General features: G+C 72.3%; 17 protein-coding genes. 11 read left to right on the top strand and 6 right to left on the bottom strand.

Going from position 1 to position 24,481, the window contains the following annotated elements; genetic code table 11:
- Positions 1–250 precede the first annotated feature (250 nt).
- The 4 genes from cysM to ABID77_RS07620 all read left to right on the top strand — a co-directional run bounded on the left by cysM (position 251) and on the right by ABID77_RS07620 (position 3,180).
- On the top strand, positions 251–1,153 hold the full coding sequence (cysM, locus tag ABID77_RS07635; protein WP_429593105.1) for a cysteine synthase CysM: 903 nt from the start codon (positions 251–253) through the stop codon (positions 1,151–1,153).
- Positions 1,154–1,164: 11 nt separating this feature from the next.
- Positions 1,165–1,743: an NUDIX domain-containing protein gene (locus ABID77_RS07630; RefSeq protein WP_429593103.1), complete on the top strand. Its 579-nt coding sequence runs from the start codon at positions 1,165–1,167 to the stop codon at positions 1,741–1,743.
- The gene (locus tag ABID77_RS07625) at positions 1,740–1,994 is read left to right on the top strand and encodes a sulfurtransferase TusA family protein (protein ID WP_429593100.1); all 255 of its coding nucleotides are present in this window, start codon (positions 1,740–1,742) and stop codon (positions 1,992–1,994) included. Before ABID77_RS07630 ends, ABID77_RS07625 begins: the two co-directional genes overlap by 4 nt.
- A 157-nt stretch (positions 1,995–2,151) precedes the next feature.
- The gene (locus tag ABID77_RS07620; RefSeq protein WP_429593097.1) at positions 2,152–3,180 is read left to right on the top strand and encodes a GDSL-type esterase/lipase family protein; all 1,029 of its coding nucleotides are present in this window, start codon (positions 2,152–2,154) and stop codon (positions 3,178–3,180) included.
- A 6-nt stretch (positions 3,181–3,186) separates the two neighbouring features.
- On the opposite strand, the gene galU is transcribed toward ABID77_RS07620, so the two are convergent.
- On the bottom strand, positions 3,187–4,074 hold the full coding sequence (gene galU, locus ABID77_RS07615; protein WP_429593094.1) for a UTP--glucose-1-phosphate uridylyltransferase GalU: 888 nt from the start codon (positions 4,072–4,074) through the stop codon (positions 3,187–3,189).
- Positions 4,075–4,162: 88 nt separating this feature from the next.
- Positions 4,163–7,063 carry a valine--tRNA ligase gene (locus tag ABID77_RS07610; protein ID WP_429593091.1) on the bottom strand — a complete coding sequence of 967 codons (2,901 nt, stop codon included), beginning with the start codon at positions 7,061–7,063 and terminating at the stop codon, positions 4,163–4,165.
- Positions 7,064–7,210: 147 nt separating this feature from the next.
- Here ABID77_RS07610 and yaaA point away from each other — a divergent pair, with 147 nt between their 5' ends.
- The 6 genes from yaaA to ABID77_RS07580 all read left to right on the top strand — a co-directional run bounded on the left by yaaA (position 7,211) and on the right by ABID77_RS07580 (position 11,782).
- Positions 7,211–8,017 (top strand): peroxide stress protein YaaA, encoded by an 807-nt coding sequence (gene yaaA, locus ABID77_RS07605; RefSeq protein WP_429593088.1) that lies wholly within the window; start codon positions 7,211–7,213, stop codon positions 8,015–8,017.
- Entirely contained in the window at positions 8,014–8,862 is an 849-nt protein-coding gene (locus ABID77_RS07600) for a 2OG-Fe(II) oxygenase (RefSeq protein WP_429593087.1), read from the top strand. Before yaaA ends, ABID77_RS07600 begins: the two co-directional genes overlap by 4 nt.
- Positions 8,859–9,761 carry an alpha/beta fold hydrolase gene (locus ABID77_RS07595; RefSeq protein WP_429593085.1) on the top strand — a complete coding sequence of 301 codons (903 nt, stop codon included), beginning with the start codon at positions 8,859–8,861 and terminating at the stop codon, positions 9,759–9,761. The genes ABID77_RS07600 and ABID77_RS07595 overlap by 4 nt, the downstream gene beginning before the upstream one ends.
- On the top strand, positions 9,758–10,627 hold the full coding sequence (queF, locus tag ABID77_RS07590) for an NADPH-dependent 7-cyano-7-deazaguanine reductase QueF (protein ID WP_429593083.1): 870 nt from the start codon (positions 9,758–9,760) through the stop codon (positions 10,625–10,627). Before ABID77_RS07595 ends, queF begins: the two co-directional genes overlap by 4 nt.
- A 94-nt stretch (positions 10,628–10,721) precedes the next feature.
- A complete protein-coding gene (locus ABID77_RS07585) occupies positions 10,722–11,087 on the top strand; it encodes a response regulator (RefSeq protein WP_429593081.1) in 366 nt (121 codons plus the stop codon).
- Positions 11,084–11,782 carry a hypothetical protein gene (locus ABID77_RS07580; protein ID WP_429593079.1) on the top strand — a complete coding sequence of 233 codons (699 nt, stop codon included), beginning with the start codon at positions 11,084–11,086 and terminating at the stop codon, positions 11,780–11,782. The genes ABID77_RS07585 and ABID77_RS07580 overlap by 4 nt, the downstream gene beginning before the upstream one ends.
- Here ABID77_RS07580 and ABID77_RS07575 read toward each other — a convergent pair.
- Entirely contained in the window at positions 11,728–13,113 is a 1,386-nt protein-coding gene (locus ABID77_RS07575; RefSeq protein ID WP_429593076.1) for a DNA topoisomerase IB, read from the bottom strand. The two genes, ABID77_RS07580 and ABID77_RS07575, sit on opposite strands and share 55 nt — an antisense overlap.
- A gap of 152 nt (positions 13,114–13,265) precedes the next feature.
- Positions 13,266–14,477, bottom strand: coding sequence for a Y-family DNA polymerase (locus ABID77_RS07570; protein WP_429593356.1), 1,212 nt, complete (start codon positions 14,475–14,477; stop codon positions 13,266–13,268).
- 188 nt (positions 14,478–14,665) lie between these two features.
- Between ABID77_RS07570 and ABID77_RS07565 the strand changes: the two genes are divergently transcribed.
- Entirely contained in the window at positions 14,666–16,024 is a 1,359-nt protein-coding gene (locus ABID77_RS07565; RefSeq protein ID WP_429593072.1) for a dicarboxylate/amino acid:cation symporter, read from the top strand.
- A gap of 24 nt (positions 16,025–16,048) precedes the next feature.
- On the opposite strand, the gene pbpC is transcribed toward ABID77_RS07565, so the two are convergent.
- Positions 16,049–18,388 (bottom strand): penicillin-binding protein 1C, encoded by a 2,340-nt coding sequence (gene pbpC / locus ABID77_RS07560; RefSeq protein WP_429593069.1) that lies wholly within the window; start codon positions 18,386–18,388, stop codon positions 16,049–16,051.
- Positions 18,385–24,468 carry an alpha-2-macroglobulin family protein gene (locus ABID77_RS07555; RefSeq protein ID WP_429593066.1) on the bottom strand — a complete coding sequence of 2,028 codons (6,084 nt, stop codon included), beginning with the start codon at positions 24,466–24,468 and terminating at the stop codon, positions 18,385–18,387. The genes pbpC and ABID77_RS07555 overlap by 4 nt, the downstream gene beginning before the upstream one ends.
- Between the last annotated feature and the right edge of the window lie 13 nt (positions 24,469–24,481).

Genomic DNA, 24,481 nt, shown 5'->3' with positions numbered 1-24,481 from the left:
TCCCGGATTTCTCCAGGAGGGCTCAAATTTGGTCTGAGTCCCCTGCGTCTACCAATTTCACCACTCGGGCTGGAACGCAATCCTTCTGTTTCACCACGCTTCGATCGAACCCGATACGGATATCCGGCCGAGCGAAGCGCAGCCGAAAATTATGGCACAGTGCTCCGGCGCGAAGTTGAATTTCCCGTGCCGGCGCATCGCATTCACGACGCGCGGCCACTTCTCCCCGATTTTTCGAACGGACGACGAGATGAGCTACCCCACGATCGAAGACGCCATCGGCAAGACGCCGCTGGTGGCGCTGCAACGCATCGACGCCGAGGAGAGCGCCCGGCGCGGCAACGTGATCCTCGGCAAGCTGGAGGGCAACAACCCGGCCGGCTCGGTGAAGGACCGGCCGGCGCTGTCGATGATCCGGCGGGCGGAGGAGCGCGGCGAGATCCGACCGGGCGACACGCTCATTGAGGCCACGTCCGGCAACACCGGCATCGCGCTGGCGATGGCCGCGGCGATCAAGGGCTACCGGATGATCCTGATCATGCCGGAGGACCTGTCGATCGAGCGCGCCCAGACCATGAAGGCGTTCGGTGCCGAACTGATGCTCACGCCCAAGAGCGGCGGCATGGAGTACGCGCGCGACCTGGCCGACCAGATGGTGCGCCAGGGCAAGGGCCGCGTGCTCGACCAGTTCGCCAATCCGGACAACCCGCGCATCCACTACGAGACCACCGGTCCGGAGATCTGGAACGACACCCAGGGCCGCGTGACCCATTTCGTGAGCGCGATGGGCACCACCGGCACCATCACCGGCGTGTCGCGTTACCTGAAGGAGAAGAACCCGGCGGTGCGTATCATCGGCGCGCAGCCCGAGGACGGCTCGCGCATCCCGGGCATCCGCAAGTGGCCGCAGGAGTACATGCCGCGCATCTACGACCCGAGCCACGTCGACCAGCTTATCAACGTGAGCCAGGACGACGCCGAGGAGATGTGCCGCCGGCTGGCGCGCGAGGAGGGCGTCTTCGGCGGCATCTCGGCGGCCGGCGCCCTGTGGGCGGCGCTGCAGATCTCGCGCACGGTGGAGAACGCCACCATCGTGTTCATCGTCTGCGACCGGGGCGACCGGTACCTGTCGACCGGCGTGTTCCCCGCCTGAGCCGCCGCGCCATGCAAGCCCCCAAGTTCTGCCCGGCCTGCGCCACCCCGCTCGAATGGATCGAGCAGCCCGAGGACGGCGGTCCCAAGGCCCGCCTGCGCTGCCCGGCCTGCGACTACACCCACTGGAACAACCCGACGCCGGTGCTCGCCGCCATCGTCGAGTACCGCGGCCAGGTGCTGCTGGCGCGCAACGCGGCCTGGCCGCCGAAGATGTTCGCGCTGATCACCGGCTTCATGGAGGCCGGGGAGACGCCGCAGGAGGGCATCGCGCGCGAGGTCAAGGAGGAAACCAACCTCGACGCGAGCGAAGTCCACCTGGTGGGCGTCTACGACTTCCAGCGCATGAACCAGGTGATCATCGCCTACCACGTGGTGGCCGACGGCGAGGTGCGCCTGTCGCCGGAGCTGTTGGACTGGCGGCTCCACGACCTCGCCGACCTGAAGTGCTGGCCGGCGGGCACGGGCCATGCGCTGGCCGACTGGCTGCGCTCGCGCGGGCACGAGCCGGTCTATTTCACCGCCGAGGAGAACGAGGAGCGCCGTCGCGGCCTCGACGCGCAGCCCGGCGAAGGCGATCGACCCAAATGAATTCCGTACCCATTCCGACGCCCGTCACCGTCGACCGCGAGATCGACACGCGCGGCCTGCGCTGTCCGCTGCCCATCCTCAAGGCCAAGCGCTCGCTGAACGACATGGCGAGCGGCCAGCTGCTGCGCGTGATCTCGACCGACCCGGGCTCACTGCGCGACTTCGAGGCCTTCGCGCGCCAGACCGGCAACGAGCTGGTCGAGCAGCAGACGCAGGGCGACGAGTTCGTCCACGTCCTGCGGCGCCGCTGAGGCCCGCCGTACGCCGATGCCGAGCGGGCGACCCCTCCGCGACCCGTCGCGCCGTGCCACGACGCGCCGTCGATCGGTCGCGGCCGCCGTGGCGGTGCTGGCGGTCGGGATCGCGGTCGCCGCCGTCGTGATGTCCGTGACGGAGACGAGGCCCGCCATGCCCGCCGACGAGGCCGCTTCGACCTCCGGCATCCCTTTCGCGGTGCTGGGCGACTCCAACAGCCATGCCTACCAGGACGGGATCGCGTTCCCTCCCGGTTCGGGCGCGCGTGGCGGCGAGTTCCACGCGACGACGTTGCAATGGACCGAGGTGCTGGCGCGCCTGCGTGGCGACGAGATCGATCCGGGGCCGTGGGTCGAGTGGGGGCGCTCCGGCATCCTGGCCCAGGCCGGCACGGTGCTGGGGCTGCCGCTGGGCCGCGTGCCGCGCAAGCAGGACCATCTCCACAACTTCGCCGTCTCGGGCGCCGTCTGCAGCCACCTGACCGAAGGCACGCAACGCCAGGCGCGACGGCTGGCCGCGCTGATGGCCGACGACGCCGAACGCTGGCGGCGCGGCGTGGTGGTGATCCGCATCGGCCTGAACGACTGGGCCGGTCTCATGGACGCGCAGTCCCGCACGCCCGACGCGGCCGACGCGCCCGAGACGCGCGACACCATCGCGCGCTGCACCGATCACATGGCCGAGGCCATCCGGCAGGTGCGTGCCGTGCAGCCCGAGGTGCGCATCGTGCTCGTCGGCGTGGCCAACGAGGCGGCCGATCCGGAGACCTTCGGCCAATGGAGGAGTCGCACCGCGATCGGCCGCATCGACATGGCCCTGAAACGCTTCAACGAGGCGATCCGGAAACTGGCCGAGACCACGCCCCGCACCGTCTTCTTCGACGACGACGCCTGGGTGCGAAGGACCTGGGGATCGCGCGACGCCGAGGGCCGGCCGGCCTACAAGACGGTGTCCGTCGGCCCCGCGCTGCGCGTGACCAACACCACGGGCGATGCGCCCGAACACGCCGTCCTGGCCGATCACCACTCGGGCCTGGTCTACAACACGCTGTGGACGCAGTCCTTCGTCGAGCGCCTGCGCGAGGGCTTCGGCCTGCCCCTCACGCCGATCGGCGACGAGGAGGTCGCCCGCTTCGTCGGAGCGCTGGTGGCGAAGTCGCCACCCAAGGCCCCGACGCCGTGAACGAACTCAGAGCGTCAGGGACTTGAGGTACTCGCGGAACTGGTCGCCCACTTCCGGATGGGCCAGGGCCAGTTCGACGGTGGCCTGCAGGAAGCCTTCCTTGCTGCCGCAGTCGTAGCGCGTGCCCTTGTAGGCATAGGCGTAGACGGCTTCCTTCTTCATCAGCGCGGCGATGCCGTCGGTCAGCTGGATCTCGCCGCCGGCGCCCTTGGGCTGGTTGCGGATCTCGGCGAACACGCCGGGCGTGAGCACGTAGCGGCCGGCCACGCCCAGGCGCGAGGGCGCCGATTCGGGCGAGGGCTTCTCGACCATGCGGTTGACCTTGACCAGGCCGTCCTCGATCTGGTCGCCGGCCACGATGCCGTAACGCTTGACTTGGTCGAGCGGCACTTCCTGCACCGCCAGCAGCGAGCGGCCGAGCTGCGCGAAGGCGGCGGTCATCTGTGCCAGGACCGGTTGGCCGTCGGTGGGACCGACCATCAGGTCGTCGGCCAGCAGCACGGCGAAGGGCTCGTTGCCCACCAGGTGCTCGGCGCACAGCACGGCGTGGCCCAGGCCCAGCATGCGCGGCTGGCGCACGTAGGAGACCGTCATGTCGTCGGGCATCACCGAACGGGCGATGTTGAGCAGCGCGGTCTTGCCGCTGGATTCGAGCTGGCTCTCCAGTTCGTAGGCGGTGTCGTAGTGGTCCTCGATGGCGCGCTTGTTGCGCCCGGTGACGAAGATCATGTCGCGGATGCCGGCGGCATACGCCTCCTCGACGGCGTACTGGATCAGCGGCTTGTCGACGACCGGCAGCATCTCCTTGGGCTGGGCTTTGGTGGCCGGCAGGAAACGGGTGCCGAAGCCGGCCACGGGAAAGACGGCCTTGCGGATGCGCGTGGAATTGGACATTGAGGTCTGTAAGGGGAAACTACGAATGTTTTTGATGTTAACGGGCGATTAATACATTCGTCTGTCAGTTAACGTGCAGAAAGTCCGTTTAGCCCAAGCGGGAGAGCTGATCCTTCAAGCGCACGACGGCGGCACCGAAATCGGCCAGTCGCTTGCGCTCCTGCTCGATGACGGCCGCCGGTGCCTTGGCGACGAAGGCCTCGTTGCCGAGCTTGCCGTTGACCTTGGCGATCTCGCCCTCGACGCGGGCCAGTTCCTTGCCGATGCGCAGCTTCTCGGCCGCCTTGTCGACCTCCATGTGCAGGCACAGGCGTACCGCGCCGACCAGCGCGACCGGCGCGGCACCGGCCGCGTCCGCCCAGGCGGCCTCGTCGTCGAACACGCGCACTTCCTTGAGCTTGGCGAGCGCCTGCAGGACGGGCGCGGCGGCGCGCAGGAACGCGGCGTCGTCGGCGCCGTCGGCCACTGCGAACAGCGGCAGGCGCGTGGCGGGCGAGACGTTCATCTCGCCGCGCAGGGTGCGGCAGGCGTCGACCAGCGACTTCAGGCGTGCGACGTGCGCCTCGGCGGCCTCGTCGATGCGCTCGGGCTGGCTCTGCGGGTAGGCGGCGATCATGATCGATTCACCCGCGCGGCCGGCCACCGGCGCCACCTTCTGCCACAACGCCTCGGTGATGAACGGGATCACCGGATGGGCCAGCCGCAGCAGGGTCTCCAGCGTGCGGATCAGCGTGCGCCGGGTGGCGCGCTGCTGCGCCGCGTCGCCGGTCTGGATCTGCACCTTGGCGATCTCCAGGTACCAGTCGCAGAACTCGTCCCAGGCAAACTGGTAGACCGCCGTGGCGACGTTGTCGAGCCGGTAGTCCTCGAAGCCCTTGGCGACGTCGGCCTCGACGCGCTGCAGGCGCGAGACGATCCAGCGGTCGGCCTGGCTGAAGCGCAGGTGGCCGTGCGCCGCGCCGCCGGGCGCGCAATCGGCCTGGGTGTGCTCCATCAGGCCGCAGTCCTGGCCCTCGCAGTTCATCAGCACGAAGCGCGTCGCGTTCCAGAGCTTGTTGCAGAAGTTGCGGTAGCCCTCGCAGCGCTTGCTGTCGAAGTTGATGCTGCGGCCCAGCGAGGCGAGCGAGGCGAAGGTGAAGCGCAGGGCGTCGGCGCCGAAGGCCGGGATGCCCTCGGGGAACTCCTTCTGCGTGTTCTTGCGCACCACGGGCGCGGTCTCCGGCTTGCGCAGGCCCTGGGTGCGCTTGTCGAGCAGCTCGGGCAACGCGATGCCGTCGATCAGGTCGACCGGGTCGAGCACGTTGCCTTCGGACTTGCTCATCTTCTTGCCCTGCGCGTCGCGCACCAGGCCGTGGATGTAGACGTCGCGGAAGGGCACCTTGCCGGTGAAGTGCTTGGTCATCATGATCATCCGGGCGACCCAGAAGAAGATGATGTCGTAGCCCGTGACCAGCACGGAGGAGGGCAGGTAGCGCGCGAGGTCGTCGGTCTTCTCCGGCCAGCCGAGCGACGAGAAGGGCACCAGCGCCGACGAGTACCAGGTGTCGAGCACGTCCTCGTCGCGGCGCAGGACCTTGCCCGGCGCCTGGGCCTGCGCCGCGGCCTCGTCGACCGCGACGTAGACCCGCCCGTCCTCGTCGTACCACGCCGGGATCTGGTGGCCCCACCAGAGCTGGCGCGAGATGGTCCAGTCCTGGATGTTCTCCATCCAGTGGTCGTAGGTGTTGACCCAGCTCTCCGGCACGAAGCGCACCTCGCCGGACTTCACCACGTCGATCGCCTTCTGCGCGATCGACTGGCCGTCGGCGCCGGGCTTCTTCATGGCGACGTACCACTGGTCGGTGAGCATCGGCTCGACCACGGCGCCCGAGCGCGCGCAGCGCGGCACCATCAGCCGGTGCTTCTTGACCTCGACCAGCAGGCCCTGCGCCTCGAGGTCGGCGACGACGGCCTTGCGGGCGACGAAGCGGTCGAGACCGCGGTACTTCTCGGGCGCGTTGGCGTTGACGGTCGCATCCAGCGCGAGCACGCCGATCATCGGCAGCCTGTGGCGCTGGCCGACGGCGTAGTCGTTGTAGTCGTGCGCCGGCGTGACCTTCACGACGCCGGTGCCGAAGGCCTTGTCGACGTAGTCGTCGGCGATGACCGGGATGAGGCGGTCCACCAGCGGCAGCTTCACGTTTTTGCCGACGAGGTGCGCGTAGCGCTCGTCCTCGGGGTGGACCATCACGGCGGTGTCGCCCAGCAGGGTCTCGGGCCGGGTGGTGGCCACGGTCAGCGTGCCGCTGCCGTCCGCGAGCGGGTAGGCGATGTGCCAGAGGAAGCCGTCCTCCTCTTCGCTCTCGACCTCCAGGTCGCTCACCGAGGTCTTGAGCACCGGGTCCCAGTTGCCCAGGCGCTTGCCGCGGTAGATGAGGCCTTCGTCGTAGAGCGCGACGAAGGTCTGCGTCACGACCTGCGACAGGTCCTCGTCCATGGTGAAGTACTCGCGGCTCCAGTCGACCGTGTCGCCCATGCGGCGCATCTGGCGCGTGATGGTGCTGCCGGACTGCTCCTTCCACTCCCACACCTTGGCGACGAAGTTCCTGCGCGCCTCCGCCGGCGTCGGCCCCATGTCGTGGCGGCTGATCCCCTGTGCCTGCAGCTGGCGCTCCACCACGATCTGGGTGGCGATGCCGGCGTGGTCGGTGCCCGGCACCCACAGCGTGTTGTCGCCCTTCATGCGGTGATAGCGCGCCAGGCTGTCCATGATGGTCTGGTTGAACGCGTGGCCCATGTGCAGCGTGCCCGTGACGTTGGGCGGCGGCAGCTGGATGGCGAAGGCGCCGGCGTCGTCCCGGGGCGCGCCGGTGCCGCGGAAGCCGGCGGCGGCATAGCCGCGGCGCTCCCATTCCGGACCCCAGTGCGCCTCGATGGCGGTGGGCTCGAAGGATTTGGCGAGGCTGTCGAGGCCGGGCTGGGCGGGGGAGGTGTGGAGGGTGTCGCTCATGGCGTGGCGGACGGCGAACGGTGCCTGCGGGCACCGTCGTCGACGGGATGGGGGTGACGGGGAAGGCGCGATTTTAGCCGGGGCCTCCCGGGTGCCATCCCCCGGCCGCGGCCGTGCGTGCCACGGGGCGCACCCATAATTCCGACCATGCTGTTCCTGCTCTCGCCAGCCAAGTCGCTCGACTACGAAACCCCGCTTCCCGCCCACGTGCCCGCCGCCACCCCGCCGGCGTTCGAGGGCCCGCGCGGTCCCGCCGCCGAACTCGCCGCGCTGCTGCGCGCGCAGTCGCCGCAGCAGATCGCCACGCTGATGAGCCTGTCGGACAAGCTCGCCGCGCTCAACTTCGCGCGCTACGCCGCCTGGTCGCCGCGCGGCACGGACGCCAACGCGCGACCGGCCGCGCTGGCCTTCGACGGCGACGTCTACGCCGGCCTCGACGCCCGCAGCCTCGACGCCGCGCAGCTCGCCTGGGCGCAGGCGCACGTGACCATCCTGAGCGGTCTCTACGGCGTGCTGCGGCCGCTCGACCGCCTGCAGCCCTATCGCCTGGAGATGGGCACGAAACTCGCCAACCCGCGCGGCAAGGACCTCTACGCCTTCTGGGGTCCGCGCATCGCCGAGCACCTCAACGCCCGCCTCGCGGCCGACGCCACGCCGGTGGTCGTGAACCTGGCCTCGCAGGAGTACTTCAAGGCGGTCGATCGGCGCGTGCTCAAGGCGCGGGTGGTGGAGTGCGTGTTCGAGGACTGGAAGGCCGACGCGCGCGGCGGCGGGCAGCACAGGGTCGTGAGCTTCCACGCCAAGCGCGCCCGCGGCCTGATGGCGCGCTGGGCCGTGTTGCACGAGGCCGTCACGCCGCGGCGGCTGGAGGCCTTCGACCTCGACGGCTACCGCTTCGACGGCGCGGCCTCGGCCCCCGAGCGGCTGGTGTTCCGCCGCCGGAGCGCCGCATGACGGTCGCCCTCACGCCCGAACTGCGCGCCTGGGCCGAAGCGCAGCGCGCCGCCGGCCACGACGCGGCGGCGCTGCGCCGCTCGATGCGCGAGGCCGGCTGGGACGACGCCTCGGCCGACGCCATGCTGGCCGGGCTCGGGCTGGCGCCGATCCGCCCGGCCGGCGCCGACGCCGCGCAGGCGCCGCGCGGCGCGATGCCCGGTCCCGACCTCACCGCGGCGCCGCTCCATCTCGACGCCGGCGACCGCCGCGTCCAGGTGCTGCAGACCGTGCGCCATCCGCGCGTGATCGTCTTCGGCGACCTGCTCTCCGACGACGAGTGCGCCGCCCTGGTGGCCGCCGCCGCGCAGCGTCTGGCGCGCTCGCTCACCGTCGAGACGAAGACCGGCGGCGAAGCGCTCAACGTCGACCGCACCAGCGAGGGCATGTTCTTCGAGCGCGGCGAGAACGAGGTCGTCGCGCGCGTCGAGCGGCGCATCGCCACGCTGCTGCGCTGGCCGGTCGCGTACGGGGAGGGCCTGCAGGTGCTGCGCTACGCGCCCGGGGCGCAGTACCGGCCGCACTACGACTACTTCGACCCCGGCGAGCCTGGCACGCCGACCATCCTGCGCCGCGGCGGCCAGCGCGTCGCCACGCTGGTGATGTACCTGCAGGAGCCGGAACGGGGCGGCGCCACCACCTTCCCCGACATCGGCCTGGAGATCGCGCCCCGGCGCGGGACGGGGGTGTTCTTCAGCTACGACCGTCCCGACCCCGCCACCCACACCCTGCACGGCGGCGCGCCGGTGCTCGCGGGCGAGAAATGGGTCGCGACCAAGTGGCTGCGCGAGCGGGAGTTCGCATGAAGGTGCGCGCCAACGGCATCGACATCGAGGTCGAGGACACCGGCGGCGCGGGCCGCCCGGTGATGCTGCTGATCATGGGCCTGGGCATGCAACTCGTCGCCTGGCCCGACAACCTGGTGCGCTGGCTGGTCGACGCCGGCTACCGCGTGGTGCGCCACGACAACCGCGACGCCGGCCTGAGCCAGGCCTTCGACGAACTCGGCACCGGCAACCTGCTGTGGCAGGGCCTGCGCTACCGGCTGGGCCTGCAGGTCCGCTCGGCCTACACGCTGCAGGACATGGCCGGCGATTCGCTGGGCGTGCTCGACGCGCTGGGCATCCGCTGCGCGCACGTGATGGGCGCCTCGATGGGCGGGATGATCGCCCAGCGCGTGGCCGCGACGGCGCCCGAACGCGTCGCGAGCCTGCTGAGCGTGATGAGCTCCAGCGGCGCGCGCGGCCTGCCGGGGCCGCGCCCGGACGTGCAGCGCCTGCTGATGCGCCGGCCCGCCGGCACCGACGAGGCCGCGCTGGTCGCGCACAGCGTGCGGCTGGTGAAGCTCATCGCCGGTCCGGTGTTCCCGCCCGACGAGGCCGTCCTGCGCGAGCGCCTGGTGCTGGCGCTGCGCCGGGCCTACCGCCCGCGCGGTCTGCTGCGCCAGATCGTCGCCGTGGCCGCCGACCGCGACCGGGCCGCCCTGCTCTCGCGCATCGCGAGCCCGACCCTGGTGCTGCACGGCGACGCCGACCCGCTGGTGCCGGTCGCCTGCGGGCTCGACACCGCGCGGCGCATCCCGGGGGCGCGCTTCGCGCTGGTACCGGGCATGGGCCACGACCTCACGCCCCAGCTGGTCGAGATGCTGCTCGTCCACATCGCGCCCTTCCTGCGCGACCTCGAATCCCAAGGAACATCCGCATGACGACGACCCCGATCCCCGACAACACCCCCGAACGGTCGCAGCTCGGCCGCGCTTCGGCCTACGCCGACCGCTACGACCCCACCCTGCTGTTCCCGATCGCGCGCGCCACCCAGCGCGAGGCCATGGGCCTGCGCGGCGACGCCCTGCCGTTCTTCGGCGCCGACCTCTGGACCGCCTTCGAGCTGAGCTGGCTCAACGCGCGCGGCCGGCCGCAGGTGGCGATCGCGCACGTCACCGTGCCCTGCGAGACGCCCCACATCATCGAGAGCAAGTCCTTCAAGCTCTACCTCAACAGCTTCAACAACAGCGTCTTCGCCGATGCCGAGGCGGTGCGCGAGCGTCTGCGGGCCGACCTGGCCGAGGCGGCCTGGCGCGGCAGCGGGCGCAGCGGCGGCATCGGCGTGCGGCTGGTCGCGCCCGACGCTTTCGCGCGCGAGAAGGTGCAGGAACTCGAAGGGGTGGACCTCGACCGGCTCGACATCGAATGCACTCATTACCAGCCGGCTCCCGAGCTGCTGTCGTGCGACGTCACGCAGACCGCCGTCGAGGAGACGCTCACGAGCCGCCTGCTCAAGAGCAACTGCCTGGTCACCGGTCAGCCGGACTGGGGCAGCGTGCAGGTCCACTACAGCGGCGCGCCCATCGACCAGGCCGGTCTGCTAGCGTACGTCGTGAGCTTCCGCAACCACAACGAATTCCACGAGCCCTGCGTGGAGCGCATGTTCCGGGACATCATGGAACGCTGCCGGCCGCACAAGCTGGCCGTGTACGCGCGCTACACGCGGCGCGGCGGACTCGACATCAACCCGTTCCGCACCAGCTTCCCGCAGGCCCTGCCGGTCAACGCGCGCACCGCGCGACAGTAGGCCCGTTCCTACGTGCGCGTTTTCGCTTCGGATCGATACTCTCGACCACTGTTTTTTCAGCCACCGTCTGGCATTTGGGGTATCCACTTTGAACGTGTTGATCGTTGACGACAACCAGGCTGCGGCCGACCTGCTGCAGGAACTCCTCTCGCTGCAGGACCACACGGCGCGCTGCACGTACTCGGCGCAGGAGGCCCTCGCGGCCGGTGCCGAGGAGACATTCGACGTCGCGCTGATCGACATCACGCTGCCCGACCTGCCCGGCACCGAGGTCGCGCGTCGTCTGCGCGCGTCCAGCCGGCCGCCGGCACTGCTGGTGGCCGTGACCGGCCTGTCCTCGCACGACACGCTGGGCAGCGACCCGAAGCTGTTCGACCACCACCTGCAGAAGCCGATCGATTTCGACGCGCTCGACCGCATCCTCGAGCAGGCGGCCGCGAAGTCCGCGTCCTCTTCATGAAGGCTTCACCGGGCGCGCGCAGCTGGATCGCCGCCGGCGTGCGGCACGAGCTCCTCACGCGCGCGCTGCCGGCCCTGCGCCACGACATGGCCGCGCCGGTGTCGGTGATGCGCATGGGCCTCCTGATGCTGCGTCGCCAGCTGGGCGCGGCGACTATCGATCCGGCGGTGTGCGAGGAGCGCGTCGCCCTGATCGACCACCAGATCGCCGAACTCGTCGGCGCCGTGCGTTCGCTGCGCGACTGGGAACTGGCGGTGGAGGACGACGGCATCACCCGCGGCGCGCTGGTGGCCCAGTGCCTGAACCTGATGCGCGCCGCCTTCGACTTCCAGGGCGTGCGGCTGACCTCCGACGAGGCGTTCGAGGCCGCGCCGGTCGCCGCGCCCGACGCGGCGGCGGAAACCGTCTGGCCGTCCGGCGCCTCGTTGCGCTACCTGCTGCTGGGCGCGTTGGGCTACCTGCACGACAACGTCGCCGATGTCGTGGGCATCGGCATCTCGGCCGACGGCACGGACGGCCTCTGGGTGCGGGCGACCTCGGGCGCCACCGACGCCGCGCCCTCGGACACCGGCGCGCACCGCGCCCCGCGCGCGTTGGCCATCGACGCCATCGCGCTGCAATCGCTGGCCGACGACCTGGGCTACGCGCTGACCATCGAGCGCGACGCGGTGCGCCTGCCGCTGGCGGCGGGCTGACACCCGGCCGCTGCCGCCTTTCTTCCCGACGCTTTCGGCCGCTCCGGTCGCTTCGGCATGGCCGCGACGGCTTTCCCGACCGCGTGTCCCGCGGCCTCGTCGACATCCTGGCGAACGGATCGCCGCGCGCCGGTCCCCGCCGCCTGCTTCGCCTCCCGCGCGAGGGCGGGCCGATGGCCCTTCAGGAACGCCAGCAGACGCGTCTCGGCGGCGTGCAGGCGACGCACGGCGCGCGCCTTGCCGGCGACCGTCCGCCAGATGTCGTTCATGGTGCCGGCGTCGGCCGCCAGCCGGGTGCCCAGCGCCAGCACCGCCGGGTGCACGTAGGCCTTGCGGCACACGGCCGGCGTGTTGCCCAGCTGCCGGGCCACGGCGACGACGATGGCCTTGGCATCGAAGCGCGCGGCCGGCAGCGACCGCCCGGCGGTCGCCGCGTCCACGCCGGTCGCACAGACCGTGTCGCCGTCGCCGCAGGACTCGCAGGCTAGCCGCGTGAGTTCCAGTGCCTGCACCGTGCCGTGCCAGGTGCGGAAATCCTTGGCCGTGAGCCGGTCGCCCGAGGCCTCGCGCAGGTAGTCGTTGACGTCGCCCGAGGACAGCCCGCGCGGCCGGCCGTCCTCGTCCTGGTACTGGAACAGGTCCTGTCCCGGCAGCTGCCGGCAGCGCCGCACGATGCGCGCCACGCGCGGATCGTCGACCTCGGCGGTGTGCATCACGCCGCTCTTGCCCTTGAAGTGCAGCTTCAGGGTCGTGCCCTTCACGTCGGCATGGCGGTTGCGCAGCGTGGTGAGGCCGTAGGAGCCGTTGCTCGCCGCGTATTCCTCGTTGCCCACGCGCAGGAAGGTGGTGTCGAGCAGGCGCACCAGGGTCGCCAGCACGCGCTGGCGGTCGAGCGCCGCGTCCCCGCCGCCGGCGAGGTCGCGCGCGACGCGGGCCCGGATGCGCGGCAGGGCGCGGCCGAAGGCCTCCAGGCGCTCGAACTTGGTCTCGTCCTTCTGCAGCCGCCACTGCGCGTGGTAGCGGTACTGCCGGCGCCCGCGCGCGTCGATGCCGGTGGCCTGCAGGTGGCCGTTGGCCAGCGGGCAGATCCAGACGTCGGTGTAGGCCGGCGGGATCGCCAGGGCATCGATGCGCGCGATCTCGTCGGCGTCGCGCAGCCAGTGTCCGGCCGCGTCCTTGTAGCGGAAGCGCTCGCCGTGCCGGAAGCGGTGCAGGCCGGGCATCGTCGGGTCGACGTGGACCAGATCGCCGGCGGGCTTCTCGGGGGCGGCCCCGGAGGTCGCGGCAGATCGCGAGGGGGAGGGCGCTGCGGACGGGCGGGCGTTGGGCATGGCGTCTCGATGCTCCTGGAATGTGTCTCGTGTCTGTCCCGGACCATGCGCGCGCCGGCCGCACGGTGCCTGTAGGACGCCGCAAATGTGCCGGGTGCGCGGCGTGCCCGTGGGCACGCGCGTTGCCAGGCCACGCGCTCGGGGAGGTTCCCTCAGAACAGCGAGGCGGTCGTCGCCGGAGGCCGCCCGGCCTCCGATGCCTTGCCGGACGCCTCGCCCGAAGGCGCGACGGCGGGCATCGCCGCGGCGGCGCTGTCGGCCTTCACCAGCGCGCCGACGCGCACGCCGATCAGCCGCAGCGGCCGCTCCAGCGGCACGCGCTTGAGGCACTGGCCGGCGGCCTGCCGGATCGACTTCGCGTCGGCGACGAAGCGCTCGATGGTGCGGTCGCGCGTCGCGATGCGGAAGTCGTCGTAGCGCAACTTGATGCCGATGGTGCGGCCGACGTAGCCCTTGCGCTGCAGGTCCTCGGCCACGCGCTCGCACAGGCGGGTGAAGATGGCGCCCAGCTCGGCGCGGTCGCGCACGGCGTGCAGGTTGCGCTCGAAGGTGGTCTCGCGGCTCATCGACACCGGCTCGCTCTCGGTGACCACCGGCCGGTCGTCGCGGCCCCACGAGACCTCGTGCATCCAGGCGCCGGTGGCCTTGCCGAAGTGCGCCATCAGCCAGTCGCGGTCGCGCGCGGCGATGTCGCCCACGGTGCGCAGGCCCAGCGCCTCCAGCTTGGCGTCGGCCTTCGGTCCGATGCCGTTGACCTTGCGCGCGGGCAGCGGCCAGATGCGCGTCTGCAGATCCTCCTCGTGGACCACCGAGATGCCGTTGGGCTTGTCGAACTCGCTGGCCATCTTGGCGATGAGCTTGTTGGGCGCCACGCCGATCGAGCAGGTCAGGCCGGTGGCCGCCAGGATCGAGCGCTGCATCAGGCGCGCCAGCACGCGGCCGCCCTCGCGCTGGCCGCCGGGCACGTCGGTGAAGTCGATGTAGACCTCGTCGACGCCGCGGTCCTCCATCACCGGCGCCAGCTCGGTCACGACGTCCTTGAACCGGCGCGAGAAGCGCCGGTACTCGTCGAAGTCCACCGGCAGGATGAGCGCCTGCGGGCACAGCTTGGCCGCCTTCATGAGCCCCATGGCCGAGCCGACGCCGAACTGCCGCGCCGCGTAGGTGGCGGTGGTGATGACGCCGCGCCCGACGTAGTCCTTCAGGCGCGGGAAGGCGGCCACGGGGATGTCGGCCAGCGTGCCGCCTTCGGGCACGTCGCGCACGGCGTCGTCGGCCTTGCGCCGCCCGCCGCCGATGACCAGCGGCAGGCCCTTGAGCTGCGGATAGCGCAGCAGTTCGACCGAGGCGTAGAACGCGTCCATGTCGAGGTGGGCGATGCGCCGGGGGAGGGGGGCGGGGGCGTTCACGTCACGGATTCTCGTCGCCGTCGGAGGCGCCCTGCCACCTGCCTATCGGTCCGATGAAAACCCTGACGGACACCTGACCCACAAGCGACACCGAAAGAAGGAGAATCCGCTGCCTTTTTCCCCGAAACAATTACTCAAAAATCATGACACCACCGCCCAGCACCGGCAAGTTGCCGATCTATCGCTCCCTGTACGTGCAGGTCATCACGGCCGTGATCATCGGCGTGGCGCTCGGGCACTTCTTCCCGCACCTGGGCGAGTCGATGAAGCCGCTGGGCGACGGCTTCATCAAGCTGATCAAGATGATCATCGCGCCGATCATCTTCTGCACGGTGGTGGTGGGCATCGCGGGCATGGAGGACATGAAGAAGGTCGGCAAGACCGGCGGCCTGGCGCTGCTGTACTTCGAGATCGTCAGCACCATCGCGCTGATCGTCGGCCTGGTGCTGGTCAACGTGCTCAAGCCCGGCACGGGCATGAACATCGACGCCTCCACGCTCGACACCAAGGCCATCGCCGCCTACACCGGCCCGGGCAAGATGACCGGCACGGTCGACTTCCTGCTCAACATCATCCCCACCACGGTGGTCGACGCCTTCGCCAAGGGCGAGATCCTGCAGGTGCTGCTGATCGCGGTGCTGTTCGGCTTCGCGCTGCACCGCTTCGGCGGCCGCGGCACGATGGTGTTCGACATGATCGAGAAGAGCTCGCACGTGCTCTTCACCATCGTGGGCTACATCATGAAGCTCGCGCCCATCGGCGCCTTCGGCGCCATGGCCTTCACCATCGGCAAGTACGGCGTGGGCACGCTGCTGTCGCTGGGCTACCTGATGTTCGTGTTCTACCTGACCTGCCTGCTGTTCATCTTCGTCGTGCTCGGGGCCATCGCCCGCTTCCACGGCTTCAGCATCTGGAAGTTCATCAAGTACATCAAGGAAGAGCTGCTGATCGTGCTGGGCACGTCGTCCTCCGAGTCGGTGCTGCCGCGCATGATGGAGAAGATGGAGAACCTCGGCGCCAAGAAGACCTGCGTCGGCCTGGTGATCCCCACGGGCTACTCGTTCAACCTCGACGGCACCTCGATCTACCTGACCATGGCGGCCGTGTTCATCGCCCAGGCCACCAACACGCCCATGACGCTGACGCAGGAGATCACGCTGCTGGCCGTGCTGCTGCTGACCTCCAAGGGCGCCGCCGGCATCACCGGCAGCGGCTTCATCGTGCTGGCGGCCACGCTGTCGGCGGTGGGAACGGTGCCCGTCGCCGGCCTGGCATTGATCCTGGGCATCGACCGCTTCATGTCCGAGGCGCGCGCGCTGACCAACCTGATCGGCAACGGCGTGGCGACCCTGGTGGTGGCCAAGTGGACCGACGAACTCGACGAGAAGCGCCTGCACGCGGCGCTCAACAACGAGACCTGGATCGAAGCCCAGGAGCCCGAGGTGCTGGTCACCGCCAAGGACTCGCAGATGGCCGCCAGCGCCGGCCGCGTCAACCACTGACGCGTCGACGCCGCGCCGGCGCGTTCAGCGCCCGGCCGCATCCGGACGCCGCCGGCCGGCGTCCCGTTCCCCGCTCGCGTCCCTGACGCCCGCGCCGCGCACTTCGAGCCGCACGCGGTCGAGCACCCGACCCCCCGCATCCGTCAGTTCGACCACGTGGCGCCCCGGCCACGGCAGCCAGCCGGAGCGGGCGCCGCGCCCGTGCGGCCGGCCGTCGACGCGCCAGCGCAGGCCGTCGTCCGCGCCCCTGGCCTCGAAGCGCACCCGCTGGCGGTCCGGCGGGATGTCGGGGTCGAGGGCGACGATCGAGCCGTCGGCCGGCGCCACGATGCGGCCGGCGCCCGCCACGGTCGCGCCGGCCGCGTCGGCGGGCACGACCAGGGCCTGCTCGGTGCCGGCGACGAACCATTCCTCGCGCGCGGCCTCGAGGTCGCCGCCGAAGCGCACCGCCTGGCGCACCACGCCGGTCGGAGGTCGTGGCGGACGGCTCGGCGTGCGCGCGTGCAGGTGGCCCATGACCTCGGCCCAGATCGGCGCCGCGCCGCTGGTGCCGCTGACGTCGTGCATCGGCGCCCCGCCGGCGTTGCCGACCCACACGCCCACCGTGAAGCGCTCCGACCAGCCGATCGCCCAGTTGTCGCGCATGTCCTTGCTGGTGCCGGTCTTCACGGCCGTCCAGAAGCGGGTGGCCAGCACGCTGTCGGTGCCGAAGGTGCGCGTGCGCGCGTTGGCGTCCGCGAGGATGTCACCGACGATGAAGGCGGCGTTCGCGTCGACGACGGGCGTGGGGGCGGGCGACGGTGGCGTCGCCGCCGCCGTGCCGGCGGCCCGGTCCGTCGGCGGCACGATGCGCGTTGGCCCGGGGCGCCCGCCGTTGGCCAGCATGCGGTAGGCGTTGGTCAGACCCAGCAGCGACACCTCGGCGCTGCCCAGCGCCAGGCTGTAGCCGTAGTAGCCGCCGCCCTCGCGCAGAGCCAGGCCGGCGGCGTCGAGCCGTCGCGCGAAGGCCTCGGGCGAGACCATCACCAGCGTGCGCACCGCCGGCACGTTGAGCGACGCTGCCAACGCGGTGCGCACCGACACCGGCCCCTTGAAGTGCCGGTCGTAGTTCTGCGGGATGTAGAGCCCGCCGGCCGTGGCGATCTGCGCCGGGGAATCGTCGAGCAGCGACGCGGCGGTGAGCCGCCGCTCGGCGATCGCCTGCGCGTAGAGCAGCGGCTTGAGCGTCGAGCCGGGCTGGCGGCGCGCGAGCACGCCGTCGACCTCCGGCGCGCGGCCGAGCTCGCCCGACGACCCGACCCACGCCAGCACGTCGCCGCTGGCGTTGTCGATCACCACCAGCGCGGCGTCCTCGACGTTGCGGCCGCGCAGTTCGCGCAGCTGGCGCCGGAGGGCCGCCTGCGCGAAGCGCTGGAGCGGGGCGCTCAGGGTCGTGCGCACGGCGTCGTCCGCGCGGGCGCCCACCGCGCGCGACGCGTCGCCCTCCCGCAGCGCCTGCAGGGCGCGCCGCGCCGCGTGCGGCGCGATGCCCGCGCTCGGCTCGAACGCCCGGCGCTGCAGCGCGGCTTCCGTGAACAGGGCCAGCGCCTCGCAGTCGGCGGGGCGCTCGCTCGCCGCCGGCGGCTCCACCGCGCGCAGCACCTCGCAGGCGCGTCGCGCGACGGCGGCGGCGCGAGCGTTGGGCGCTCGCACCAGCGCCGCCGCCACCGCGGCCTCGCGGGCGTCGAGCCCGTGCGGCGCCTTGCCGAAGAGCGTGCGCGAGAGCGCGTCGATGCCGACGATCTCGCCGCGGAAGGGCACCAGGTTCAGGTAGGCCTCCAGGATCTGGTCCTTGCGCCAGTGCGTCTCCAGCCGCGTGGCGGCCACCGTCTGGCCGAGCTTCTGCGCCAGGTTGCGGCCCCCGTCGCCGGCGCGCAGGTCCTCGTCGAGCAGCCCGGCGAGCTGCATCGTGAGGGTCGAGGCGCCGCGCGTGCGCGTGTTCCAGAGGTTGCCCCAGGCGGCCGCCGGCACCGCCCGCCAGTCGACGCCGCCATGTTCGTGGAAGCGGCGGTCCTCGCTCAGCACGATGGCGGTGCGCAGGGCCGGCGACACGTCGGCCAGGGCGATCCACTGCCCGCGCCGGGCGCCGGTGTCCACGCGCACGCGCTGGAGCGGCACGCCGTCGCGGTCGAGCACGGCGACGTCGGAGGGCCGGAAGCCGGCGCGCACGGCGTCGAAACCCGCCAGGGCCGCGGCCGGCGGCGCGTGCAGGCACAGGGCGAGCGCCACGGCGCCGAGGCCGCGCGGAACGCCCGGAACACCCGGAACGCCTGGGATGAGGGCGCGGGAGCGCAGCGGCGCCGGTGCCCCGGGGCCCCGGTTCATCGCGGCTCGCCCACCGCCATCCGGGCGTTGGGCGTCTCGCCGAACACTTCCGGCGCGTACAGCGCCTCGACGCGGCTCGGGGGCAGGGCGAAGTCGCCGGCGTTGTTCAAACGCACGGTGTATTCGACCTTCGTCGATCCCTTGGGCAGGTACTCGTAGTAGCCGCGGAAGGCCTCGAAGCCGCGCTCCTCGAAGGCCGGCACGCCGCGCCCCGACGCCTTCTCGCCCCGGGTCGCGAGCTGCGAGTCGCGACCCAGGCCGCTGCCCAGGATGGTCGCGCCGGCGGGCACGGGGTCGGTGATCGCGACCCAGGTCATGTCGGCGGCGGCGTCCACTTCCAGCGTCACGCGCAGCACGTCGCCGCGCGTGTGGCGCCCGGGCACGGCCTGCTCGACCGGCGTCACGGTCCGCCGGATCGCGTAGCCGGCGGCGAACGGTGCCTTCAGCGGCACGGCGGCCACCGACTGCAGCGTGAGCCAGGGCCGGCCGCCGCCGTTGTGCGCGACGCTCAGCGTCTGCCGCGCCGGCGGCGTCGCCCAGGGCAGGAACATCGCGTTGTCGCGCAGCTGGCCTGGCGCGGTCGGCGCGCCGAAGGCGTCGGACTGCCGGGGCGCGCCCGCGGCGTCGGTGGTCCTCGCGCGCTCGACGCGGGCCCAGTCGACGCTGGCGGTCCGCGCCGGCACGGTGTCGGCGCCGCCGGCCGGGGGCCGCAGGGTGGCGGTCGTCGTGCCGTCGACCGGCTCGCGCTCGAAGGTCCGGGAGAAGCGTTCCAGCGCCAGCCCGCCCCACAGGTTCGCGGTCGTGGTCTGCCAGGCGCCGTTCCGCTGCCGGCCGATGAGGCCGCCGGCGAGCCGGCCCATGTCGTCCTTCCAGGCCGGGTCGTCCATCGTCGCGAGCAGCAGGCGCGCGGCGTTGACGTCGCCGTTGGTCATCAGCCACCACCACTGGTCGTCGCGCTCGGTGCTGAAGACCAGCCGCGTGCCTTGGTAGGAGAGGCGGGCGCGCAGCACGTTGCCGGCTTCCTCCAGGCGCTGCCGGCGCTGCGGCGCGTCGGGAAGGCGCTGGAGGATATGCAGCCAGTCGACGACCGCGCCGGTGGGCCACTGGTCGGGCGCGACGGCGATGCTCGCGAGCATGCCCGCGCGCGCCTTGCCGTGGCGCGACAGCGCCTCCAGCGCGGCGAGCTTGCGCACGTCGAGGTCCTTGCGCGGGCTCCAGAACGTGCGCTGGATGCGGCCCTCGACGAAGGCGATCAGTCCGGCCTCCATCGGCGCGCGCACCGCCTCGGGCAGGGCGAAGGCCGGGTCGATGGCCGCGGCCTCGTGCGTGGCCGCGAGCAGGTAGGACGTCAGGATGTCGCTGCCGCGGTCGGCCTCGCCGTCGCGCGGCGGGAAGTAGTTGGCCAGCCCGTCGGCGTCGAGGTAGGTCGGCAACTGCGCGAGCACGCCGCGCCACATCGCGACGTCGCGCAGGCCGATCGCCTTGCTGGTCTTCTGCTCCAGGCAGCTGAAGGGGTAGCGGGCGAACCAGTCGCGCACGCCGGGCAGGCCCTCGGCCAGGCGCGGCACGAGCGCCATGCGCAGGCCGCCGCGCCCGGGCAGGGCGTCCGCGGGCGGGGCGACGTCGAGCGAGAAGGCGCCGTCGGTGCCGCCGCCGAGCTGCACCAGCGTGGCCTGCTGCACCGTGAGCGGCACCGCCGGCACGATGCGCTGGCTCACCTTGAGCGCGTCGCGCGCGCCGTCCCGGCCGGCCAGCGTGTCGCGCGCCTCGATCTCCCACAGGATCGCCTCGGCGCGGGTCTGCCCCATCTGCGCCGGCGCGGTCGCGTCCCAGGCGGCGACGCGCGACTCGCCCGCCGGGACGTCGATCGTCTGCGGCGCGAGCGCGAGCAGCGTCGCGCGCGGTGCCACCTCCACCCTCATCGCCTTCCGCGTCGTGTTGCGCAACGTGACCTGCGCGCGGAAGCGGTCGTCCTCGCGCACCAGCGCCGGCAGGCCGCTGATGATCTGCAGATCCTGCGTCGCCCGGATCGTTGTCTGGCCGGTGCCGAAGAGGCCGGTGCCGGCGTCGGCCACGGCGACGATGCGGAAGGTGGTGAGCGCGTCGTTGAGCGGCACCGTCACCACCGCCCGGCCCTGGGTGTCGAGCACCACGGCCGGGTTCCACAGCAGCAACGTGTCGAGCAGCTCGCGCGTCGGCGACCGGCCGCCGCCGCCGCCGGCGGGCACGGCCTTCCTGCCGTAGTGGCGGCGCCCGACGATTTCCATCTGAGCGGTCGAGGTCGAGACGCCCCAGGCGCGCCGCTGCAGCATCGCCTCCAGCAGGTTCCAGCTGTCGTTGGGCATGAGTTCGAGCAGCGCCTGGTCGACCGCGGCGAGCGCCACCTCGGCGCCGGCGGCGGGTCGGCCGTCGGGCAGCGTCGCGGAGAGGGTGACCTGCGCTTTGCCGCGCACCGGGTAGGTCGGCCGGTCGCTCGCCACCTTCACGTCGATGCGGTGCGCCTGCGTGCCGACGCGGATCTCCGCCATGCCGAAGCGATAGGCCGGCTTGCTCAGGTCGACCCGCGCGGTCGGCGCGACGTAATCCCGGCCCTCGTGGCGGAAGGCCGTCCACCACGCGCGCGGCGCCTTGAAGCCCCAGGTGAAGAAGCTGTACCAGGGCACCTCGCGCAGCCGCCCGCGCAGTGCGAGCACGCTCACGTAGGTGTTGGGGCCCCACTCGGGCTTCACCTGGAGCGCGACGGTCGGGTCCTGGCCGTCGAGCCGCACGACGTGCGTCTCGATCACGCCTTCGCGCTCCACCGCCACCAGCGCGGTGGCGAAGCGGAACGGGCTGCGCACCTGGAACTTCGCCGTCTCGCCGGGCTGGTAGGTCTTCTTCTCGGGCAGCACGTCGATGCGGTCGTGGTCCTCGCCGCCGAACCACAGCTCGCCCTGCCTGGTCACGTAGACCGAGCTCGCGGCGCGGCTCGCGCGGCCGTCCCTGTCAGTGGCCGTCACGACCAGCTCGACCTCGCCCGCCTCCTCGATCTCGGCCGTGCAGGCGAGCAGGCCGCGTGCGTCGCTGGTGCCGTCGCAGACGCGGCCGAGGTCCTTCACCTCGGTGCGGTTGTCGTAGGTGTAGAAGCCGCCGACCATGCGCTTCCTGCTGCTGGTGGTGATGCGCGCGACGGCGTCGACCCGCAGCGTCACGCCGGCGCGGGGCTTGCCGTCGAGGTCGAGCGCGAGCGCCTGCACGGCGAGCTTGCGGCCGACCGAGACCCAGCCCTCGGTCTTCAGGCCCGCGACTACGTCGGCCGGCCACAGCGTGTGCGTGCCACGGATCGTCTGCACCTCGCCGTTGGGATCGGCGTAGGTGGCCTCGACGAGCAGCTCGCGCGGCGCGGCCTCGGCCGGCGGCAGCTTGTCGATGGTCACGCGGCCGGCGCCGTCGCGGTCGAGCACGAGCGGCAGCTTGTCGGCGACGACGCGGGTGTCGTCGGCGGCGCCGGCCTCCTCGTCGGCGTCCGACGCGACGGAGGACGAGGTCTCCTCGCGCTTGCGCGGCGCCGAGAAGGAGAAGCCGTCGTGGTCGGGGAAGTCCGGGCGCTTGCCGCGCACCATCGCCGACACGCGCACCGGCAGGTTCGCCGCGCCGCCGCCGGCGACGTAGCCGATGCGTACGTCCACGGGCAGCGACGCGACGCCCACCAGCGGCTGCTTCCCGCCCGCGCCCACGCGGCCCTCGAAGACCGGCAGGCGGAATTCCTCGACGCGGAACCGGCCGGTGGCGTAGGCGCGGCCCTCGTCCGGGTCGATGTCGACGCCGGTCCCGGCCCGGCCCTTGCCGTGGCGCAGTTCCACCTCGTAGAGCCCCAGCCTGGCCGCCGGCGGGACGGCGAAGGTGCTCTGCGCGCTGCGCCCGCCCGTGGGCGTCCTGCGCCACGTCACGTCCTGCGTGAAGCGCGTGCCGCTGCCCGTGTGCGTGACGACCAGCGTGTCGGGCAGGTCGTCGGCGACGCCCAGGCCCCGGGCGGTCTGGGTGCGCATCAGGTGCTTCATCGACACCGTCTCGCCGGCGCGCAGCAGCGTGCGGTCGAACACCGTGTGGGCGACGCGGTCGGGCTCGGGCGCGAGGCTGGTGGGCACGTCGAAGCGCCACGGCTCGATGCCGCGCTGCCAGTGGCTCCAGGTGAAGGCGAGGTCCTCGACGGTGGGGCCGGTGGCGGCGCCCCGGGCCGGCGACGCGGCCGGCAGCGTGGCGCGCGCGCTCACGAAGTAGGCCGGCTCGCCGTCGTAGCCGCCGCCTTCCTCGGCGCAGGAAGGCGGCTCCGACGCGATGCCCGCCAGCGTGGCGATGCCGCGCGCGTCGGTGGTGCCGCGCGCGACCTCGCGGCCGCGGCAGTCCGACACGCGCACGGCGGCCCCGGGCACCACGGCGCCCTGGTCCAGCGTGGTCACCCAGGCCAGCGCGTTCTCGCGGCCGAGCTTGAAATGCACCGCCAGGTTGGTCGCCAGCGCGGTGGTGCGCACGTACATCGTGCGGCCCTCGCCGTGGCGCGCGTCGAGCAATGCGTCGCCGAGCCGGCGCGAGGCGATCTCCAGCACGTGGAAGCCCGGCGTCAGCGGAATGCCCACGACCTCGAACGGGCGCGGGTCGCCGCCCTCGGCGCGGGGCATGTCCAGCGTCCGCGCCTCCGGTCGGCCGGCGAGCAGCGAGACCATGCGTGTCTGCACGACGTCGCGCTCCTCCTTGTCGATCGCGCGCGGCAGCGGCCCCCGCACGTCGCGCGCGGCGGTCTTGCGGTCGATGGTGGAGGCCTGGTCGTAGCGCTGCACCTTGCGCAGCCACGCGATGATCTCGGCGTCGGTCTTCGGATTCAGGTCGCCGACCGTGCCGGGCGTGAGCGCGCGCACCTGCAGCGCCGGTTCCACGCGGCGCACCGTCACCGGCATGACCGCCACGCCGTCGGGCTCGGCCAGGCGTTCGACGACGCCGAAGGGCGAGGCCGCGAACTTCGCCAGCGGCGGCATCGCGCCGGTGGCGACGGCCAGCGGAAAGCCCTCCGGCGCGGCCAGCGGCCGGCCGGCGGCGTCGCGCATGCCGGCGGGCAGCACGAGGGCGAACTTCGCGTTCTCGGAGAACGGCGCGGCGAACGCGATCGCGTCGACCAGCGCGTCGTCGCCGCCGGCGGCGCTGCCGTCGTCGAGCACGGGCTCGCGGGCCGCGCCCGGGCCTTCGAGGCGGACCTGGGCGGCGAGGGCGCGCGTGACTGGGGCGTTGAAGCGCAGCGTCATCGGGCGCAGCGGCAGGCACGCGGCCTGCGCGTTCTCGCGCTCGCAGCCGAAGGTCGCCGCGAAGGGCTCGCGCACCTCGAAGTCGAAGCGCCGCTCCACGCCGTTGACCACGCCCGAGGGCGTCGCGACGCCCTGGCCGTAGACCAGCTGCACGCGCCCGCCGGCGGTGAGCGTGCGGTTGCAGCGCAGCGTGGCGAAGCGCTCCGGGGCGGCGCGCGCGGCCTTGTCGCGGCCGACCGCCCGGAGCGCCGCGTCGCGCTCGGCGCCGTCGACGGGCGCGACCGGGATGCGCTCGCCGGGGCCGTCGGCCGCGCACCAGACGTGCTCCCGCAGGCTGGCGGGCGTGGCCGCGCCGTTGAGTTCGAGCACGAAGGTCTGCTGCTCGTCGATCTTTCCGTAGGAAGGCCACAGGGTTCGCACGGCCGGCCCGCCGGTGTTGAACGGGGTCCGCCCGGGCGCCTTGAGTTCCGCGCCCGAGGCCGCGCGGAAGCCCGCCGCGCGCTCGATCGTGCAGCGCACGCCGGGCGGCAGGTCGGCCGCGAAGTCGAACACCCAGCGCTTCGGACCGGTCCAGCGCGGCGTGCCCCGGCCGGCCTGGGCGTCGTCGCAGCGCACCGTGAACGGTGCGGCGGCCTGGGGGTCGCCGAAGTCGACGGCGGCCTCGTCGAACGTGGCGACGACCTGTCGCACGCGCGAGACCTCGCCGCGCGGCGAGAGTTCGACCAGTTGCAACGCATGGGCCTGGAAGACGCCCAGCGCGAGCAGCGCACCGGCCACGACGGAGGTGATTTTTCTTCCCTGCATGACTTCTCCCTTC

Origin of the sequence: Variovorax sp. PvP013 (genome assembly GCF_050435945.1) — a bacterium.
GTDB lineage: Bacteria > Pseudomonadota > Gammaproteobacteria > Burkholderiales > Burkholderiaceae_C > Variovorax.
Note: the sequence above shows the minus strand (reverse complement) of the source record. Positions and strands in the feature narration are given on the sequence as shown.